This window comes from Carboxylicivirga taeanensis (assembly GCF_051851475.1).
Lineage (GTDB): Bacteria > Bacteroidota > Bacteroidia > Bacteroidales > Marinilabiliaceae > Carboxylicivirga > Carboxylicivirga taeanensis.
In genome coordinates this window covers 143158-161759 of sequence record NZ_JBPUSJ010000006.1, presented here as the reverse complement: position 1 = coordinate 161759, position 18602 = coordinate 143158, and the positions used below count along the sequence as shown (strand labels likewise).

17 protein-coding genes are annotated in these 18602 nt (G+C 42.1%); 12 read left to right on the top strand and 5 right to left on the bottom strand.

Annotated features, from left to right (window positions below):
* The 9 genes from ACSX1H_RS11165 to queG all read left to right on the top strand — a co-directional run bounded on the left by ACSX1H_RS11165 (position 1) and on the right by queG (position 8080).
* Positions 1-441 carry a group III truncated hemoglobin gene (locus tag ACSX1H_RS11165; RefSeq protein WP_439183972.1) on the top strand — a complete coding sequence of 147 codons (441 nt, stop codon included), beginning with the start codon at positions 1-3 and terminating at the stop codon, positions 439-441.
* 294 nt (positions 442-735) lie between these two features.
* Positions 736-2184 carry a Fe-S cluster assembly protein SufB gene (sufB, locus tag ACSX1H_RS11160; protein WP_439183970.1) on the top strand — a complete coding sequence of 483 codons (1449 nt, stop codon included), beginning with the start codon at positions 736-738 and terminating at the stop codon, positions 2182-2184.
* 48 nt (positions 2185-2232) lie between these two features.
* A complete protein-coding gene (gene sufC, locus ACSX1H_RS11155) occupies positions 2233-2985 on the top strand; it encodes a Fe-S cluster assembly ATPase SufC (RefSeq protein ID WP_439183968.1) in 753 nt (250 codons plus the stop codon).
* Between the two features lie 101 nt (positions 2986-3086).
* Complete coding sequence (gene sufD / locus ACSX1H_RS11150; protein ID WP_439183967.1) at positions 3087-4475, top strand: Fe-S cluster assembly protein SufD; 1389 nt, start codon at positions 3087-3089, stop codon at positions 4473-4475.
* Positions 4476-4543: 68 nt separating this feature from the next.
* Complete coding sequence (locus tag ACSX1H_RS11145) at positions 4544-5764, top strand: aminotransferase class V-fold PLP-dependent enzyme (protein ID WP_439183965.1); 1221 nt, start codon at positions 4544-4546, stop codon at positions 5762-5764.
* A 51-nt stretch (positions 5765-5815) separates the two neighbouring features.
* Positions 5816-6238 carry a SufE family protein gene (locus tag ACSX1H_RS11140; RefSeq protein ID WP_439183964.1) on the top strand — a complete coding sequence of 141 codons (423 nt, stop codon included), beginning with the start codon at positions 5816-5818 and terminating at the stop codon, positions 6236-6238.
* A 76-nt stretch (positions 6239-6314) separates the two neighbouring features.
* A complete protein-coding gene (locus ACSX1H_RS11135; RefSeq protein ID WP_439183962.1) occupies positions 6315-6632 on the top strand; it encodes an iron-sulfur cluster assembly protein in 318 nt (105 codons plus the stop codon).
* Between the two features lie 33 nt (positions 6633-6665).
* Positions 6666-7151: a hypothetical protein gene (locus tag ACSX1H_RS11130; protein WP_439183961.1), complete on the top strand. Its 486-nt coding sequence runs from the start codon at positions 6666-6668 to the stop codon at positions 7149-7151.
* On the top strand, positions 7151-8080 hold the full coding sequence (gene queG, locus ACSX1H_RS11125; protein ID WP_439183959.1) for a tRNA epoxyqueuosine(34) reductase QueG: 930 nt from the start codon (positions 7151-7153) through the stop codon (positions 8078-8080). The genes ACSX1H_RS11130 and queG overlap by 1 nt, the downstream gene beginning before the upstream one ends.
* Before the next feature lie 47 nt (positions 8081-8127).
* Here queG and lpxA read toward each other — a convergent pair whose 3' ends face one another.
* The 4 genes from lpxA to ACSX1H_RS11105 form a co-directional block, all read right to left on the bottom strand.
* Positions 8128-8916 (bottom strand): acyl-ACP--UDP-N-acetylglucosamine O-acyltransferase, encoded by a 789-nt coding sequence (lpxA, locus tag ACSX1H_RS11120; RefSeq protein WP_439183957.1) that lies wholly within the window; start codon positions 8914-8916, stop codon positions 8128-8130.
* 63 nt (positions 8917-8979) lie between these two features.
* On the bottom strand, positions 8980-10377 hold the full coding sequence (locus tag ACSX1H_RS11115; RefSeq protein WP_439183955.1) for a bifunctional UDP-3-O-[3-hydroxymyristoyl] N-acetylglucosamine deacetylase/3-hydroxyacyl-ACP dehydratase: 1398 nt from the start codon (positions 10375-10377) through the stop codon (positions 8980-8982).
* Between the two features lie 41 nt (positions 10378-10418).
* On the bottom strand, positions 10419-11444 hold the full coding sequence (gene lpxD / locus ACSX1H_RS11110; protein WP_439183954.1) for a UDP-3-O-(3-hydroxymyristoyl)glucosamine N-acyltransferase: 1026 nt from the start codon (positions 11442-11444) through the stop codon (positions 10419-10421).
* 126 nt (positions 11445-11570) lie between these two features.
* Positions 11571-12827: an HD domain-containing protein gene (locus tag ACSX1H_RS11105; protein ID WP_439183953.1), complete on the bottom strand. Its 1257-nt coding sequence runs from the start codon at positions 12825-12827 to the stop codon at positions 11571-11573.
* Positions 12828-13069: 242 nt separating this feature from the next.
* Here ACSX1H_RS11105 and rimP point away from each other — a divergent pair, with 242 nt between their 5' ends.
* From rimP to infB, 3 genes are all read left to right on the top strand, one after another.
* Positions 13070-13534 carry a ribosome assembly cofactor RimP gene (gene rimP, locus ACSX1H_RS11100; protein WP_439183951.1) on the top strand — a complete coding sequence of 155 codons (465 nt, stop codon included), beginning with the start codon at positions 13070-13072 and terminating at the stop codon, positions 13532-13534.
* Positions 13535-13548: 14 nt separating this feature from the next.
* Positions 13549-14784 (top strand): transcription termination factor NusA, encoded by a 1236-nt coding sequence (gene nusA / locus ACSX1H_RS11095; protein WP_439183950.1) that lies wholly within the window; start codon positions 13549-13551, stop codon positions 14782-14784.
* Positions 14785-14851: 67 nt separating this feature from the next.
* Complete coding sequence (gene infB / locus ACSX1H_RS11090) at positions 14852-17722, top strand: translation initiation factor IF-2 (protein WP_439183948.1); 2871 nt, start codon at positions 14852-14854, stop codon at positions 17720-17722.
* Positions 17723-17801: 79 nt separating this feature from the next.
* On the opposite strand, the gene kdsB is transcribed toward infB, so the two are convergent.
* The gene (kdsB, locus tag ACSX1H_RS11085; RefSeq protein WP_439183947.1) at positions 17802-18566 is read right to left on the bottom strand and encodes a 3-deoxy-manno-octulosonate cytidylyltransferase; all 765 of its coding nucleotides are present in this window, start codon (positions 18564-18566) and stop codon (positions 17802-17804) included.
* Positions 18567-18602 lie beyond the last annotated feature (36 nt).

Genomic DNA, 18602 nt, shown 5'->3' with positions numbered 1-18602 from the left:
ATGACTAGATCAAATTTACAAACACGCAACGATATAGAAAAACTGGTACGCACCTTTTATGGAAAAGTGCGAAAAGATGAGCTATTGAGGCCATTTTTTAATCAGATGATTAAGACGGAGGAAGAGTGGGAAAAACACTACCTTCTTTTAATAGCCTTCTGGGAATTAAACCTATTGGATATTAAAGGGTTTAATGGCAATCCGGCTAAAGCACACCATGGCGTTGATAAAGCCTTCAACCAATCCATTACAACCAACCATTTCGACCGATGGGTGCAGCTTTGGTGCGAAACCATTGATGCACATTTCGAGGGAGCAATAGCAGATAAAGCAAAGCTAAGAGCCAAAAATATGGCTAAAGGCATGTACAAAAAGATTCTGGAACAGCGACCTGGCGGTTTTATTCTTCCGGGCAACGCCTCCGGCTTGCAACTGGGCTAAAATTTTATTTAAAGTATTTTAAGTACTTATTTAACCGCCATTAATCGGTTTTCGTTGACTGGAAACCGTTTTGAATCCCTACAATTAAACCAGCTCTAATTACCCTGAAATTAAAGTATTGACTTATATCATAAAGGGCTAATTTCGGCAAAGCAAATTTTTATTTAATCTTAATAATTACTTATTTTTGTGCCTCCAATAACCAAAGTATCCACTTAAGATTGAATTGACGATAGACAATGAACTTATAGTATGCTTCATTGTTAGATTGACGAACATGAGTTAAAGTTAAATATGGCTGAAGATCAAGATAAAATATTAGAAGAAGTAACCGGTGGTGAATACAAGTATGGCTTTTATACCGACATCGAAATGGAGGAGTTTCCTAAGGGCCTGAACGAAGATACCATCCGTATGATTTCGGCAAGAAAAAATGAGCCGGAATTTATGCTGGAATTTCGCTTAAAGGCTTTTCGTCATTGGCAAACAATGAAGCAACCCAACTGGGCGCACCTGAATATTCCACCAATTGACTTTCAGGACATGATCTACTACGCCGTTCCAAAGAAAAAACCGGAGCTGGAAAGTATGGATGAAGTAGATCCGGAATTAAAAGCTACTTTCGATAAGCTGGGTATTCCGCTTGATGAGCAAAAAGTACTGGCTGGCGTAGCTGTTGATGCGGTTATTGATAGCATCTCAGTTAAAACTACTTTTAAAGAAACACTGGCCGAGAAAGGCATCATCTTTTGCTCCATCAGTGAAGCCATTCAGGAATATCCCGACCTGATTAAAAAGTACCTGGGATCGGTAGTGCCGCATCAGGATAACTTTTTTGGGGCCCTTAATGCGGCTGTGTTCAGTGATGGATCATTTGTTTATATACCTAAAGGTGTGCGTTGTCCAATGGAGCTGTCCACCTACTTCCGCATCAATGCGATGAACACCGGACAGTTCGAACGAACACTAATTATAGCTGACGACGACAGCTATGTAAGTTACCTCGAAGGCTGTACCGCTCCCATGCGGGATGAGAACCAGCTGCACGCTGCCATAGTGGAGATTGTGGCCATGGAACGGGCTGAGGTAAAATACTCAACGGTTCAAAACTGGTACCCTGGCGATAAGGAAGGAAAAGGTGGTATTTACAACTTCGTAACCAAGCGCGGCATCTGTAAAGGCGACTATTCAAAAATATCGTGGACACAGGTTGAAACAGGTTCAGCAATTACCTGGAAATACCCCAGCTGTATCCTACAGGGAGACCATTCGGTGGGAGAATTTTACAGCGTTGCCGTCACCAACAACTATCAGCAGGCCGATACAGGTACAAAAATGATTCACCTTGGTAAAAATACCCGAAGCCTGATTGTTTCAAAAGGTGTTTCGGCAGGTAAAAGTCAAAACAGCTACCGGGGACTGGTAAAAGTGTCAAAAAAAGCAGAAAATGCCCGTAACTTTAGTCAATGCGACTCTCTTTTACTGGGTGATAAATGTGGTGCACACACCTTCCCGTATCTGGAAATCGCCAACAACACGGCCAAAGTGGAGCACGAAGCCACCACCTCAAAAATTGGTGAAGATCAGATTTTCTACTGCAACCAACGTGGCTTAAGCACCGAAGATGCGGTTGGACTCATCGTTAACGGGTACGTTAAAGAGGTCATCAACCAGCTTCCGATGGAATTTGCTGTTGAAGCACAAAAATTATTGCAAATTAGCCTCGAAGGCAGTGTGGGATAAACCCGCCAAACAATTAACACATTTAGAAACAATATTTAGCAACAACATATGTTAGTCATTAAAGATTTACACGCCAAAATAGATGACAAGGAAATATTAAGAGGCATTAACCTCGAAGTTAAACCTGGTGAGGTACATGCCATTATGGGGCCTAATGGCTCGGGTAAAAGTACTCTTTCATCGGTATTGGCCGGTAACGAAAAATTCGAAGTCAACGAGGGTAGCGTTACCTTTAATGATAAAGATTTACTAGACCTGGCACCAGAAGATCGGGCCCGTGAAGGTCTATTCCTCAGCTTCCAGTACCCCATTGAAATACCGGGGGTAAGCATGGTGAACTTCATGCGCACAGCGCTCAACGAACACCGCAAGTACAGAAATGAGGAGCCCTGTTCGGCCAGCGAATTCCTTAAGCTGATGCGCGAAAAGAAAAAACTGGTTGAAATCGACTCCAACCTGACTAACCGTTCGGTAAACGAAGGTTTTTCTGGTGGTGAGAAAAAGAAAAATGAAATTTTTCAGATGGCCATGCTGGAACCCAAATTAGCCATTCTTGACGAAACAGACTCGGGTTTGGATATTGATGCCCTGAGGGTGGTAGCCAACGGTGTTAATAAATTAAAATCGCCTGAAACATCAACCATTGTTATTACGCACTATCAACGACTGCTCGATTACATTGTGCCAGACTATGTGCACGTGCTCTACAGAGGACGAATAGTTAAATCAGCTGGAAAAGAGTTAGCGCTAGAGCTGGAAGAAAAAGGCTACGATTGGATAAAAAAAGAGTTTGAGGATTAAGGTTTAGTGCTTAACAGTAAAAAACAGGCGCATAGTTCTGTTAAAAACAAATTACAAATAGCACCCTTTGCACCTGATGCTCAACACTAAAAACACAGATTATGAATAAAACTTGCCGAATAGTCAATCTGCAAGAAGAATATAGCCAGATATACAAAGAGAATCTTGCTCTTTTGGAAGAAGGTGCTCCCGAAAAAATGAATGCACTCAGAACGCCAGCCTTCACATCTTTTGAGAAGAACGGCATTCCTTCCAACAAAGTAGAAGCCTACAAGTACACAAATCTGCAACCTTTCTTCAAAGGCACTTTTGATATTGCTTTTACCCGAGATGCAGCACTTAACGGCTCTACAGACAAGTTTCAGTGCGATGTTCCCAATCTGGATACCCACAACGTATTCCTCATTAATGGTTGGTTCGCACAACTTGAAGCGCCCAATCAACTTCCCGAAGGAGTAATTGTTGGAAGTATCCGCGACAAAGCAATTGAGCACCCTGAGCTGTTTGAGAAGTATTACGGATATAGCCTGTCGGATGATGAAGATGCCATGGCTGCAATGAACACAGCCTTTGCTCAGGATGGTGCTTTTATCTATGTGCCCAAAAATGTGGTTGTAGATAAACCCATACAGCTCGTCAACATTATGGCGGGAGACAATGATCGCCTGGTATTTCAGCGTAACCTGATAATTGTGGACGACAACGCCCAGCTAAAGGTAATGCTGTGCGATCACACCATTTCGCCACAAAAATTTGTGGTGAATAACCTCACAGAGGTCTATGCCAATGAAAACAGTGTGTTCGATATTTACAACATACAAAATCAACACAACCTTACAACGCAGGTTTCAGGCATGTATGTGCACCAGAAAAGACACTCCAACATACTGACCAATAACCTGACGCTACATTCGGGGGTTACACGAAATAATATTCGTGTTACTATGGATGATGAAAATTGCGAAAGTCATGTATATGGTTTATACCTCAGCGATAAAAACCAGCATGTAGATAACTACTCATTCATAGACCATGCTCATCCGCATTGCGAAAGCTTTGAGCTTTTCAAAGGGGTGATGGATGATTCGGCTTCGGCAGCGTTTACAGGTCGCGTTTTGGTGCGCCCCGATGCGCAACAAACCAACGCTTACCAAAGCAACAACAACCTGCTGTTAACACAAAATGCAAAAATCAACAGCAAGCCTCAGTTGGAAATTTATGCCGATGATGTAAAATGTAGCCACGGGGCCACGGTTGGGCAACTGGATGACGATGCCATGTTCTACCTGCGCTCAAGAGGAATCAACGAGCACGAAGGCCGCATCCTCCTGATGTTTGCTTTTGCCTACGAGGTGATTGAGAAAATAAGGGTAGAGCCCCTCAAAGAGAACATTCGCAACCTGGTAGAAAAACGTTTCAGAGGCGAATTTGATAAATGCGATTCCTGTGTGGTATGTGGCCATCAGGGCGCAAGCGTCAGTTGTCTGTAAAATTATTGAATAGGATAGAACAGGAAATGGGTCAAAGCTCATTTCCTGTTTTTTAGTTAAAGGAAATAATGGATATTAACATTGAACAAATCAGAGCCGATTTCCCAATTTTAAAGGAAATCGTATACGGAAAACCCCTGGTATACCTCGACAATGCAGCCACTACGCACAAGCCTCAACAGGTTATTGATGCTGTTTCAGAAGTATACCTGAAATACAATAGTAATATCCACCGCGGTGTGCATCATTTAAGCAATGTATGCACGGAAGCGCATGAAAATGCACGTGTTAAAGTTCAACAGTTTATTAATGCCAAACACACGCACGAAGTTATTTTTACAAGAGGCACCACCGAATCCATTAACCTGCTGGCAGCTTCCTTTGGCGACACGTTTCTGCAGCCTGGCGATGAAATATTGGTTTCACAGCTAGAACACCACTCCAATATTGTGCCGTGGCAATTGCTTGAAAAACGAAAAGGCATCGTACTGAAGTACATCCCCATCAACCAGGCCGGCGAACTGATTCTGGATAACATTGATGAGCTGATTAACAACAAAACAAAACTGGTAGCCATTGCTCACATATCCAATGCGCTGGGCACGGTTAACCCAATAAAAACAATCATCGATTTAGCTCACAGCAAAAACATACCAGTGATGATTGACGGTGCACAGGCGGTTCAGCACGTTCAGGTAGATGTTCAGGCACTCAACTGTGATTTTTATGTATTCAGTGGTCATAAGTTATATGCACCAACCGGAATTGGCGTTCTGTATGGTAAAGAAGAGTGGCTGAACCAGATGGAGCCTTATCATGGTGGAGGTGAAATGATCAAAACTGTATCTTTTGAAGGAACCACGTTTAATGAGCTCCCCTTTAAGTTCGAAGCCGGCACACCCCACTACAGCGGTTCTGTAGGATTAGGCGCTGCCATTGATTACGTAAACACCATTGGAATCAATACAATAGCACAATATGAGCAGGAGTTATTGAGTTATGCCAGTCAACGACTTGCAAGTATTCCAAACATCCGTTTTTTTGGAACAGCGGCCGAAAAAGCCAGTGTCATCTCCTTTCTCATTGGCAGTGTGCATCCTTTTGACATTGGTACCATGCTCGATAAAATGGGCATCGCAGTGCGCACCGGGCACCATTGTGCACAACCATTGATGCAATACTACCAAATACCGGGTACAATACGGGCTTCGTTTGCCCTATACAACACCAAAGCAGAGATAGATAAATTGGCAGATGCAACCGAACGTGTGGCTCAGCTTTTTGGTTGATTCGGTTTTAATTATCAATTTTACCACACAAATAATTACAACGAACAAACAATGACAATAAACGAAATACAAGAGGAAATCATCGAAGAATTTGCTGCCTTTGATGAGTGGATGGACAAATACTCATACCTGATTGAAATTGGCAACGATTTAGAAGGATTTAAAGATGAGTGGCGACTGGAGCAAAACCTCATTGAAGGCTGTCAGTCAAAAGTGTGGGTGCATGCTGAGCTGCAGGATGATAAGATCATCTATTCGGCAGATAGCGATGCCATTATCACGAAAGGGATTATAGCACTGCTTATTCGCGTTCTGTCTGGCCGCACACCCGATGAAATTCTGAATGCTGACCTCACATTTGTGGAACAAATTGGACTGAAAGACCACTTGTCGCCAACACGCTCCAATGGTTTGCTGGCCATGATGAAACAAATGCGCTTGTATGCTGTTGCTTTTAAAGCAAAGCTTGGTTAATCAGGAGAAGATCAAGTAAGTCGGTAATCAATAAAAATGAGCACCACACAGGTAGCTAACGGCTAAAATTAAAATTATGGGAAACGAGTTTTTACAGCTGGAAGGAGAAATTATCAAGGTCATCAAAACCATTTTTGACCCCGAGATTCCGGTTAACATCTATGATTTAGGATTAATATACGAGATTGATGTCAATGAGGAAGGTAAAGCACGCGTCGTGATGACCTTAACCTCACCAAACTGTCCAGTAGCCGAATCGCTTCCTGAAGAAGTGCATGAGAAAGTGGCTGCCATTGATGGCATATCGAGCGTTGACTTGAATCTCACCTTCGATCCGCCCTGGACCAAAGACATGTTGTCTGAGGAAGCCCTATTAGAGCTTGGACTTTTATAAAAAATACTCTTTACAACGATCAAAAGCTCTCAGATGAGGGCTTTTTTTAAAGAAAACGACTTGAAAATGGATGGACTATATATTGATCTGGTTAAAAAACAAGGCATCAATTACATGCGTCTGATTGCCGGTTTGGCAATGGTGGGAGCCACAATTTACCTTGCCATTTATTCAGAGCAGCAGCGCTTCACGATAACCCACTTGTCGATATTTTTTATCGCCGGACTTTACTACGCCGTTTTAGGAGCCGGCTTCAACCCGCTTTCATTAGTTGGCAAAGCATACATAAGAGTTGATGAAAACGAGATAGCGGTTAAAAAATCAATCTGGTCCAAAGCAATTGATGCCTCGTGGGACATGATCCTTGAAGTACAACTCAACATCACGGCTATTCGTGTCAAATTGAAAAATGGCGACAGCTTTGAGTTTGACTACCAAATGCTGAATGATGATACCGCGCACGAACTTAAAACCCGATTGGCCTTAACAGCCAAAAGCAAAGATATCGAAGTAAATTAATGAATATAATCAGCCAGGCATATCACCAGCAGATTAAACAGAAAGCCCTTGAACTGGGGTTTTCAGATATTGGCTTTGCTGTAATTGAACCACTTACAAAGGAAGAGAAGCAACTGCGCAGCTGGCTTGACGAAGGCTATCAGGCCGGTATGGCGTACATGAATAATCATTTCGAAAAACGGGTGAATCCGGCATTATTAGTCGAAGGTGCCAAAAGCATCATTTCTGTGGTCATCAACTACAAACCCAAAGCCTTGCAAAACGACCCAACGGCGCCAAAACTGGCCCGTTATGCCTACGGAAAAGATTATCACTTTGTAATAAAAGACAAGCTAAACGAACTCTTCCTATATATTAAAGAGCACATCTACACTTCGCTCGAAGGACGTGTTTTTACCGACTCAGCGCCTGTGCTGGACAGAGCGTGGGCCACGCGTGCGGGCCTTGGATGGATTGGTAAAAATACCAACCTGATACACAAACAGCTCGGCAGCTATATACTTATAGGTGAGTTAATCAGCAACCTACCTCTTGAAGCCGATCAACCCATAAAAGAAGCTTGTGGCGGTTGTCGCCGGTGCATTGATGCCTGCCCAACCGATGCACTGGTAGCCCCCTATCAGCTGGATGCCAATAAATGCATTTCCTACCTTACCATTGAACACCGTGAAGCATTGCCTGAGGACCTCAAAAACCAATTTGAAAACTGGGCTTTTGGATGCGATATCTGCCAGGAAGCCTGTCCCTGGAACTGGAAGGCAAGGCCAACGCAGGAAGAAAGCTTTCAACCACACCCGGAGCTACTCCAGCTATCAAAAGAGGAATGGCACCAGATGGATGAGGAGCGCTTTCGAGAGCTGTTTCGTAAGTCAGCTGTCAAGCGCACAAAATACTCGGGACTGAGACGGAATCTCGATTTTCTGCAATAAAAAAACCGGCACAAAGGCCGGTTGATTTATAGTCTCTTTCCCAATAATTAGGCCTTATCAGGATAATAACCTTTAATAATTCCGCGCTGCGAGTTACGAACAAAAAGAATAATCTCATCGCGTTCTTTCGAGGCAGGCATTTCAGCCTCTATCCTTTCAATCGCGTCAGAGTTATTCAATCCCATCTGGAACAAGTAACGGTAGATATTTTGGATATCTCTGATCTGCTCATTGGTAAATGAACGACGGCGCAAGCCAATGGAATTTACACCAGCATAAGAAATTCGCTCACGTCCGGCTTTTACATATGGAGGCACGTCTTTACCAATTAATGTTCCGCCAGCCACCATAACATGCGCACCAATGTGAACAAACTGGTGAATGGCTGATGTACCACCAATAATTGCAAAGTCATCGATAACAACCTCGCCAGCCACCTGAACGGCATTGGCCAAAATCACATTATCACCAACAAAGGCATCGTGCGCTATATGCGTGTAGGCCATTAGCAAACAGTTGCTACCAACCACCGTTTTTCCTTTGGCTTTAGTTCCTCTATTTACCGTAACACACTCTCGTATAGTGGTATTGTCGCCAATCTCAGCAGTCGTTTCCTCCCCAGAAAACTTCAGGTCCTGAGGAATAGCACCAATAACTGCTCCCGGAAATATTTTACAGTTTTTACCAATTCTGGAGCCCTCCATAATCGTCACATTTGACGCAATTGTTGTTCCCTCTTCGATCACGACATTTTTGTCGATGGAAACAAAAGGCTCAATAACAACATTGGGAGCAATCTTTGCCTCCGGATGGATATATGCCAATGGTTGTTTCATTTTTACAGTTGTTTTAGTTCTATATTCATTCCGTTTATGCAAACAGAAACATCTTGGTGTAGATTATTTATTTTTAACGACTTGAGCCATATACTCTCCTTCAGAAACGATGGTATCACCCACATAGGCAGTCCCCTTCATATTGGCCATGCCGCGTCTGAATTCACCTACTAACTCAAGCTTGAAGATAATGGTATCACCAGGCACTACCTTCTTACGTAATTTTACATTATCAATTTTCAGGAAATAGGTACTGTAAGCGCCGGGATCATCCAGCTGACTTAAAATAAATATACCTCCCGCCTGCGCCATCGCTTCAATTTGAAGAACGGCTGGCATAACTGGTTCATCAGGAAAATGCCCTACAAAGAACGGTTCGTTCATGGTCACGTTCTTAACCCCAACAATCGACCGTTCCTTTAACTCGATGATTTTATCAATCAGTAAGAAAGGTGGGCGGTGTGGCAACATTCTCTTAATATCGTTAATATCGCAAACCGGCTCCTTATTCGGATCGTAATGTGGAGCTTCTGGCTTTAGTGCTCGCTTTTTAATTTCCTTACGTAGTATTTTAGCAAACTCAACATTAGCCATGTGGCCAGGACGAGTTGCCATTATACGCCCTTTAATTGGCATCCCACAAAGGGCCAAATCACCAATCACATCCAATAGTTTGTGACGGGCTGGCTCGTTAGAATAAACCAACTCCACATTATTTAAAATGCCTGTTGGCTGCACTTCAACACGAGGCTGATTAAATAAGTCGGCTAACTTATCCAATTCCTCCTGAGAAATTTCTTTATCGATGATAATAATGGCATTATCCAAATCACCACCTTTAATTAAGTTGTTTTTTAACAACGGCTCTAGCTCATGCAGGAACACAAATGTACGACAAGCTGATATTTCTTTTTCAAAATCATCCAAACTATCCAGCGTGGCATATTGATTGGATAGCAGTAACGATTTATCAAAGGAAATTTTCACGTCTGCACTAAATTCCTCATCGGGAAGGGCCATAATTTTAATGCCTCGCTCCTCATCTTCAAACACCATTTTTTCTTTGATCACGAAATAACGGCGTTCTTCATCCTGCTCCTCGATGCCTGCATTTTTAATAGCTTCCACAAAAAATTTGGCACTGCCATCAAGTATCGGCGCCTCGGGGCCATCTACCTCAATCAAACAGTTATCAATTTTTAGGGCCGTTAAAGCTGCCAAACAGTGCTCAATGGTACTTACTTTGGCATCGCCCTTTTGCAACACGGTACCGCGCTGCGTAAAAGCCACATTATCTGCCAATGCATCAATAACCGGCTGCCCCTCCAGATCAATTCGTTTGAATTTATACCCGTGGTTAACCGGAGCAGGCATCAAAGTGAAATTCACTTCAACACCTGTGTGTAAACCTGTTCCTTTTAGGCTTACTGATGTTTTTATAGTTCTTTGTTTTTCAGTCATACTCTTTACTTCTTCAACCTTACGGCGACGAATTATGAATGCTATTCTTCTATTTTCTTCTTCAACTCTTCCAGTTGTGCTTTAAGCTGTGGTAATCTTTTAAACACAACATATGAGCGATTAAAGTCGCCCATTTCCATGGTTGGCGATCCGAACTGAATGGTATTCTCCTTTGTTATGGACTTATTGATGCCTGTTTGCGCACCAGCTTTTGTGCCATTAGCAATGTTCAGGTGTCCGGCTATTCCAACCTGTCCACCAATCATACAATCGCGCCCTATTTTAGTTGATCCAGCTACACCAGATAGCGCTGCTATAACCGTATTCTCTCCAACTTCTACATTATGAGCCACCTGTATTAAATTATCGAGCTTCACCCCTTTCTGAATAATTGTTGACCCCATTGTGGCCCGGTCAATAGTGGTGTTAGCCCCAATCTCAACATGATCTTTAAGCACTACGTTTCCGATTTGTGCCACTTTTCTATATTCATTGTTGGCGTTAGGTGCAAAACCAAAACCATCACTTCCAATGACGGAACCGGCATGTATCGTACAACTTTTCCCAATAACGCAGTTCTTATATACCTTAACCCCTGAATAGATGGTAGTATCGTTATCAATTTTTACATTATCACCTATATAGGCATGAGGGTATATTTTTACCTTATTCCCAATTTTTACATTTTCTCCAATGTAGGCAAAGGCTCCAATATATACAAAATCACCTAAAGTGGCTGATGAGTCAATAAAAGAAGGCTGTTCAATTCCTGTTTTCTGAGGCAAACTCTGCTCATACATTTCCAGTAACTGCGCCAAAGCTTCGTAGGCATTTGGCACCCTAATCAGGGTGGCCTCAATTGGCTGCTCAGGCATAAACGAGTCATTAACAATAACCACGTCTGCCTTAGTTGTATATATGTACTGATTGTATTTCGGGTTAGCTAAAAAAGTGAGTGTTTCGGGCTTTCCTTCCTCTATCTTGGATACATTCCTTACAATCGCTTCTTCGTTTCCTTCGACTTTACCGTTTAATAATTCGGCAATCTGACCGGCTGTAAATTTCATCTATAACAAACGTTTGTTAGACAGCTGCATTAATCGAGCCCACAAAGCATTAGGATATTGTAAAGCTAATTAAATAACAAGCTAGATGTTAAAAAATTTGGTGCAAATCTAGCAAATATATTTACTTTAGAAAAGTGTTGAAGCGGTTTGCAGCTCGGTCTCAATACATTTAGGATAACACACATAATGTTTCCGAACAGTTTTCCCTAACAACGAAAGGTTAAGCATGTCAGAAGCCTTTGCAATATCTTTTAATTCGTTCGTATTGTATAAAATTTCAATTTTATCATCTTTTATACTGTAGGCATTATTCGTGATTGAATCGCTAAATACAAAATATTTTGACTGCTCAACCGAGTCGAGACCATAAACCCTTGAAGTGGCTTCCTGAATCGCCAGAATAACTGTTGGCTCAATAGGTACATCACTTATTTTAATACGCCACAGCTGACGGTTAACAAAACCCTTTGCCAAAGTTGATAAAATAACATCTTCGTGAGAGGTCCACATTTTAATGGAACACATAATATCCTCATCATCCAGCATGGTGTAGTTATTAAGCACTTCACCATTACTAAAAAACTCTTTCTCATCGGGCTTAGACTTCATAAAGTAGAGCAAATGAGGTGGACCAAACAAGACCTCTCCATTGGCGATTAGCCATTTGGCTCGCTGAAGCAGGTGCACCAACATCTGTTCGGCAGCCAAGGCTGTTTTATGCAAGTATACTTGCCAATACATGAGCCTTCGGGCAACCAGAAACTTCTCAATTGAATAAATTCCCTTGGCTTCAATAACCAGCCTATCGTTGACCACATTAAGCATCTTAATTATCCGATCAGAGCCAATCACGCCTTCAGACACTCCAGAGAAAAAGCTATCTCGTTTTAAATAGTCAAGCCGATCCATGTCCAGCTGACTAGACACCAGCTGATGCAAAAAACCTTTGGGATAGCTATTATTAAATATCTGGATGGCGATACTCAACTGCCCTTCAAACTCCTCATTTAACTTTTGCATAATCACTTGAGAAATCACTTCGTGCGATACTTCCACCAAAGAGTGCTCCAAAACATGACTAAAAGGACCATGCCCAATATCATGCAGTAATATAGCTGCATGCGCACCACTTGCCTCTTCTGAAGTAATCGTATGCCCTTTTGAACGAAGCGTTTCAATGGCCGAACTCATCAGGTGCATAGCCCCCAATGCATGCTGAAAACGTGTATGAACGGCCCCTGGATACACCAAATGCGTTAACCCAAGCTGTTTAATTCGACGAAGCCGTTGAAAATACGCATGCTCAGTCAAATCATATAATAAATCGTTGGGAATTTTAATAAACCCATGTACCGGATCATTTATAATCTTTCGTTTATTCACAAGTGCTTACTAATTGATTGGCAAGCAATATACAAAATTCGCAGGAGACCACAGGCGGATTGTTAAATGAAGCAAACCCTCGGTTATATCAACTAAAAATAACACGCCTGGCCCTTGTCCTAAACAGCTAATAAAAAACGAGCTATTTGGATAAGTGCACTGATTTTATTATCTTTGCGCTGGATTTACCGAGTGAAAGACTTAGGGGGCTATCTTGTCCCCTATTTTATTAGACAATAGGCATGATAACTGAATCAGTAATTAAAAACATTATAGACGAAAAGCTAGAGGCAGATGAAATGTTTCTGGTAGAGTTAGCTGTGAAGCCAGGCAATAAAATTATTGTGGTGGTGGATAATGATAATGGTGTGCCTATCAGCTATTGCATAGAACTAAGCAAATTCATTGAAGCCAGCCTTAATCGTGATGAGGAAGACTTTGAGCTTGAAGTGGCTTCCGCCGGAATAGGTCAGCCTTTCAAAGTTAAAAGACAGTACTTAAAAAACATTGGTCGCACCGTAGAAGTACTAACTGCTGAAGGAAAAAAATTCAGTGGAAAGTTGCTGTCAGTGCAAGACGAGAGCTTTACCGTGGAGGTAGAAGAAATGGTTAAAGTAGAAGGGAAAAAGCGAAAGGAATTGCAGGTGAAAACGGTAAATTGTAATTTTGAAGAAGTAAAACAGGTAAAAGACATTATATCTTTTTAAATATTCCTTAGGGTATGGAAAATATTAATCTGATAGATACGTTTTCGGAGTTCAAAGAGCTCAAAAACATTGATCGGGCAACAATGATCAGTGTATTAGAAGACGCATTTCGAAGTGTTCTGATCAAGCGTTTTGGAACAGATGAAAACTTTGATGTAATCATCAACGATGACAAAGGAGACTTTGAAATATGGCGCAACCGCGAGGTTGTTAAAGATGAAGAGTTAGAAGATGAAAACCTTCAGATTTCTTTATCAGAAGCTAAAAAGATTGACGAAGATTACGAATTGGGTGAAGAAGTAACCGATGAAGTTAAATTTCTGGACTTCGGCCGTAGAGCCATCTTAAGCTTGCGTCAAAACCTGTCAGCCCGTATCCTTGAATTGGAGAAAGATAACATCTACCACGCCTACAAAGACCGCGTGGGTGATATCGTTACCGGAGAAGTTTATCAAATTTGGAAACGCGAAATTCTGATTATTGATGATGAAGGCAATGAACTGATTTTGCCAAAAGCAGAGCAGATTCCTTCAGATTTTTTCCGCAAAGGAGATAGCGTAAGAGCAGTTGTTGTTAAAGTAGAAATACGCAATAACAGCCCGCTCATTATTCTTTCACGCACATCGCCAGTGTTCCTTGAGCGCCTGTTTGAACTGGAAGTACCCGAGATTTTTGATGGATTGATTACCATCAAAAAGATTGTCCGAGTACCCGGTGAAAGAGCCAAAGTAGCCGTTGAATCCTACGATGAGCGAATCGATCCGGTGGGAGCCTGTGTTGGTATGAAAGGCTCTCGTATACATGGTATAGTGCGCGAGCTGCGTAACGAAAATATCGATGTGATTAACTATACTTCCAATACCCAATTATTTATTCAAAGAGCATTAAACCCGGCAAAAATCACCAATATCAAACTGATAGAGGATCAAGGACGTGCTGAGGTTTACCTGCGTCCGGAAGAAGTATCATTAGCAATTGGTAAAGGTGGTTTAAACATTCGCCTGGCTGGGCAGCTGACTGGCTACGAATTGGATGTTTACCGCGAATCAGACGAAGATGATGAAGATGTAAAACTGGATGAATTTTCAGATGAAATTGACAGCTGGGTACTGGACGAACTAAAAGCAATAGGTTGTGATACAGCTAAGTCCGTACTGGACTTATCGATTGAAGACCTTGTGAAGCGAACAGATTTAGAAGAAGAAACAATTCAGGAAGTTAGGAAAATATTAAGTGCCGAATTTGAATAATTCGCTATATTTGCCCGCAAAGAATTGAATCCGAACAAAATAAAACGATAAGAAGAGTCCTATTTATATGGCAGTTGGAAAAAGACTTAGTAAAGTAGCACGTGAGTTCAATGTTGGACTCCACACAATTGTGGAATTCCTGCAGAAGAAGGGTTTCAAAGTTGAAACTAACCCCAATACTAAAATCTCAGACGAGATGTATTCTCTTCTGGCGAAAGAGTATAGAGGCGATTCACATGTTAAAAAAGAATCTGAGAAACTGGCTAAGCTCAAAGAAAAGTCGAAAAAAGAATCTATCTCTTTAGAAGACATCAGAGATGATATAGAGCCAGTGAAGGAAAAAGAAAAACCGGATGTTAAGCCGACTGCCAAGGATGAATCTGGACCTAAAGTTGTAGGAAAAGTTGATTTAGATGCCTTAAAACCGAAGAAGAAAGAGGCTCCGGTTGAAGAAGCTAAAAAGCCAAAAGCAGAACAACCCAAAACCGAACAACCAAAGCCAGAAGAACCAAAGTCGGCCAAAAAACCTGTCAAAAAACCAGAGCACATCCCTACCAAGGTAGAACCTGTAGAGGAGATGAAAGTTGTTGGTAAAATTGATTTAGAGAAAAAGCCGGTTAAAAAAGTTTCAGAGAAACCTGTGGAAGAAGTCAAAAAGCCGAAAGCAGAGGAAAATAAAAAACCTGCTGAAGAAAAGGCGAAACAAAAAAGTGAAAAGCAGCCGGAAAAGGCTACTGAAGATAAAACTGAAAGTGATGATGCTTTCCGCCCAACCCAGGTGAAGAAGCTTTCTGGTCCGACAGTTGTTGGGAAAATAGAATTGCCTAAAACACCAACCAAATCATCCGATAATAAGGATGCTAATAAAAATGCGAACAAAAAGCGGAAGCGGAAGCGCATTAAAAAGGACAAGGAAAAGGTTGATATTAGTCTGAAGCCACAACAGAGTGGCGACAACCGACAAGGCGGCGAAAGAAAAGACACCCGCCCGCGTCAGCGTCCGACTAAGGCTAAAAAACGCCCGATTAAAACAGAGGTTAACGAGGAAGACGTACAAAAGCAAATTAAAGACACCTTAGCTCGTTTAACATCTAAAGGGAAAAGCAAAGGAGCTAAGCACCGCCGCGAAAAACGCGAAATGCAATCGCAGCGTCAGCAAGCCGAGCTGGAAAAAGCAGATCAGGAAAAGTCAATATTGAAAGTAACAGAGTTTGTTACGGCCAATGAATTGGCGAACATGATGGATGTACAGGTCAATCAAATTATCTCAACCTGTATGAGTCTTGGTATGTTTGTTTCCATTAACCAGCGTTTGGATGCTGAAACACTTGCATTGGTTGCAGAAGAGTTTGGTTACACCATTGAGTTTGTGAGTGCCGACGTTGTTGAGTCAATAATGGAAGAAGAGGACAAAGAAGAGGATCTGATTGAACGTCCTCCAATTGTAACCGTTATGGGACACGTTGACCACGGTAAAACTTCGTTACTTGACCATATTCGTAAAGCAAATGTAATAGCCGGTGAGGCCGGAGGTATTACACAGCACATTGGAGCCTACAGCGTGAAGCGTGAAGATGGCCGTCAGATCACCTTCCTGGATACACCAGGTCACGAGGCATTTACCGCCATGCGTGCAAGGGGTGCTCAGGTTACTGATATCGCCATCATTATTGTTGCTGCCGATGATAATGTGATGCCTCAAACAGTTGAAGCCATCAACCACGCAGCAGCAGCAGGTGTACCAATTGTTTTTGCAATTAACAAGATTGATAAACCAGGTGCAAATCCTGATAGAATACGCGAGGAACTGGCGAACATGAACTACCTGGTTGAAGACTGGGGTGGTAAGTATCAGTGCCAGGAAATTTCGGCCAAGAATGGTGTTAACATCGATGAGCTGCTTGAGAAAGTGTTGCTCGAAGCTGACCTTCTTGAGCTGCGGGCAAATCCGAATAAACGAGCAATTGGTTCAGTTATTGAATCATCACTAGATAAAGGCCGTGGTTACGTAACAACCCTATTGGTTCAAAGCGGAACCATGCGTGTGGGCGACATGATGTTGTCAGGGTCGCACTACGGACACGTTAAAGCAATGTTTAACGAACGTAATCAAAAGGTAGATGAAGTAGGTCCATCAGAACCAGCATTGGTGCTTGGTTTAAATGGAGCTCCTCAGGCCGGTGAGCGTTTTAACATTATGGAAGATGAGCGCGAAGCAAAAGATATTGCTACCAAACGTGAGCAATTGCAGCGCGAGCAAGGTATGCGTACCAAGAAGCATATTACTCTGGATGAAATCGGTCGCCGTATCGCTATTGGAAACTTCCAGGAGTTAAATGTTATTGTGAAAGGTGACGTAGATGGTTCGATTGAAGCCCTTTCTGATTCATTGATTAAACTGTCAACTGAAGAGATTCAGGTGAATGTTATTCACAAGGCTGTAGGTCAGATTTCAGAATCAGACATTATGCTTGCAACTGCCTCAAACGCCATTGTTATTGGTTTCCAGGTTCGTCCATCAATAGCAGCACGTCGAATTGCAGAGAAAGAAGAAATTGACATTCGCCTATACTCTATCATCTACGATGCTATTGAAGAGCTTAAATCAGCAATGGAAGGTATGCTGTCGCCTGAAATTAAGGAAGAGATTACTGCAACCATTGAAATACGCGAGACCTTTAAAATCACTAAAGTTGGTACCATTGCCGGTTGTATGGTGAAAGAAGGTAAGATTAAGCGTAACAACAAGATTCGATTGATTCGCGAAGGCATTGTAGTCTATACAGGCGAACTAGGTTCACTGAAGCGCTTTAAAGACGATGTGAAGGAAGTTGCAGCCGGGTACGAATGTGGTTTGAACATTGAAAAATACAACGACATTAAAGTGGGTGACATTGTTGAAGCCTACGAAGAAGTTGAAGTAAGCCGTAAATTGTAAGTATACCGCTAAACACTATAAAAGAAATGGTCATCTAAATAAAGATGACCATTTTTTATATCTACATGACTGGTAATAACTAAATCAAGCCGGATTTAAGAACTTTCTCTAAATCTTCAGGGGTATCAATAGCCACAGCCTGCTCATCGGTCTCCTCCACCCTAATGGTGTAACCATTTTCGAGCCAGCGTAACTGCTCTAAGGATTCCGCTGCCTCCAGCACGCCAATTGGCAACTCTGTAATCTCATTCAGAATATCTGAGCGGTAGCCGTATAAACCAATATGGTTAAAGTATCGATGCTTTTCCACCCACTTTTCTTCAGCTTCACCCCTTAAATATGGAATTGGAGAACGACTAAAATAAAGCGCATACCTATCCTTACTAACAACAACCTTAGGTTTGTTAGGGTTAAACAAATCTTCCTTAACTTGAACCGGTTTGACAAGAGTAGCTAATTCAGTCGCACTATTTTCGAAGCACCCAGCCAACTTCTCTATTTGCAGCGGGCTGATGAAAGGCTCATCACCCTGAATATTGATGACAGCATAATACTGCTCCTCCTCCAACGCTACAATTTTACGCAACGCTTCGGCGCAACGATCGGTGCCGCTCTGGTGGTCAACCGAAGTCATCACCACCTTCCCACCAAAAGCTTTAACAGCCTGATCAATACGCTCATCATCCGTTGCTACATAAACCGTGCTTAAGGTTTGGCAAACTTGTTCGTACACGCGTTGTATCATGGGTTTCCCCCCAATATCGGCCAATGGTTTACCCGGAAAACGTGTTGAACCATAGCGGGCCGGAATAATTCCTAATATTTTCTTTGTCGCCATATTCATAACAATAATTTATACAAAGTTATGAACTTAGGCCCA

Bases quoted from the DNA above. Each gene is read 5' to 3' on its own strand.
- ACSX1H_RS11165 (WP_439183972.1), top strand. From the start codon at position 1: ATGACTAGATCAAATTTACAAACACGCAACGATATAGAAAAACTGGTA.
- sufB (WP_439183970.1), top strand. From the start codon at position 736: ATGGCTGAAGATCAAGATAAAATATTAGAAGAAGTAACCGGTGGTGAA.
- sufC (WP_439183968.1), top strand. From the start codon at position 2,233: ATGTTAGTCATTAAAGATTTACACGCCAAAATAGATGACAAGGAAATA.
- sufD (WP_439183967.1), top strand. From the start codon at position 3,087: ATGAATAAAACTTGCCGAATAGTCAATCTGCAAGAAGAATATAGCCAG.
- ACSX1H_RS11145 (WP_439183965.1), top strand. From the start codon at position 4,544: ATGGATATTAACATTGAACAAATCAGAGCCGATTTCCCAATTTTAAAG.
- ACSX1H_RS11140 (WP_439183964.1), top strand. From the start codon at position 5,816: ATGACAATAAACGAAATACAAGAGGAAATCATCGAAGAATTTGCTGCC.
- ACSX1H_RS11135 (WP_439183962.1), top strand. From the start codon at position 6,315: ATGGGAAACGAGTTTTTACAGCTGGAAGGAGAAATTATCAAGGTCATC.
- ACSX1H_RS11130 (WP_439183961.1), top strand. From the start codon at position 6,666: ATGAGGGCTTTTTTTAAAGAAAACGACTTGAAAATGGATGGACTATAT.
- queG (WP_439183959.1), top strand. From the start codon at position 7,151: ATGAATATAATCAGCCAGGCATATCACCAGCAGATTAAACAGAAAGCC.
- lpxA (WP_439183957.1), bottom strand. From the start codon at position 8,916: ATGAAACAACCATTGGCATATATCCATCCGGAGGCAAAGATTGCTCCC.
- ACSX1H_RS11115 (WP_439183955.1), bottom strand. From the start codon at position 10,377: ATGACTGAAAAACAAAGAACTATAAAAACATCAGTAAGCCTAAAAGGA.
- lpxD (WP_439183954.1), bottom strand. From the start codon at position 11,444: ATGAAATTTACAGCCGGTCAGATTGCCGAATTATTAAACGGTAAAGTC.
- rimP (WP_439183951.1), top strand. From the start codon at position 13,070: ATGATAACTGAATCAGTAATTAAAAACATTATAGACGAAAAGCTAGAG.
- nusA (WP_439183950.1), top strand. From the start codon at position 13,549: ATGGAAAATATTAATCTGATAGATACGTTTTCGGAGTTCAAAGAGCTC.
- infB (WP_439183948.1), top strand. From the start codon at position 14,852: ATGGCAGTTGGAAAAAGACTTAGTAAAGTAGCACGTGAGTTCAATGTT.
- kdsB (WP_439183947.1), bottom strand. From the start codon at position 18,566: ATGAATATGGCGACAAAGAAAATATTAGGAATTATTCCGGCCCGCTAT.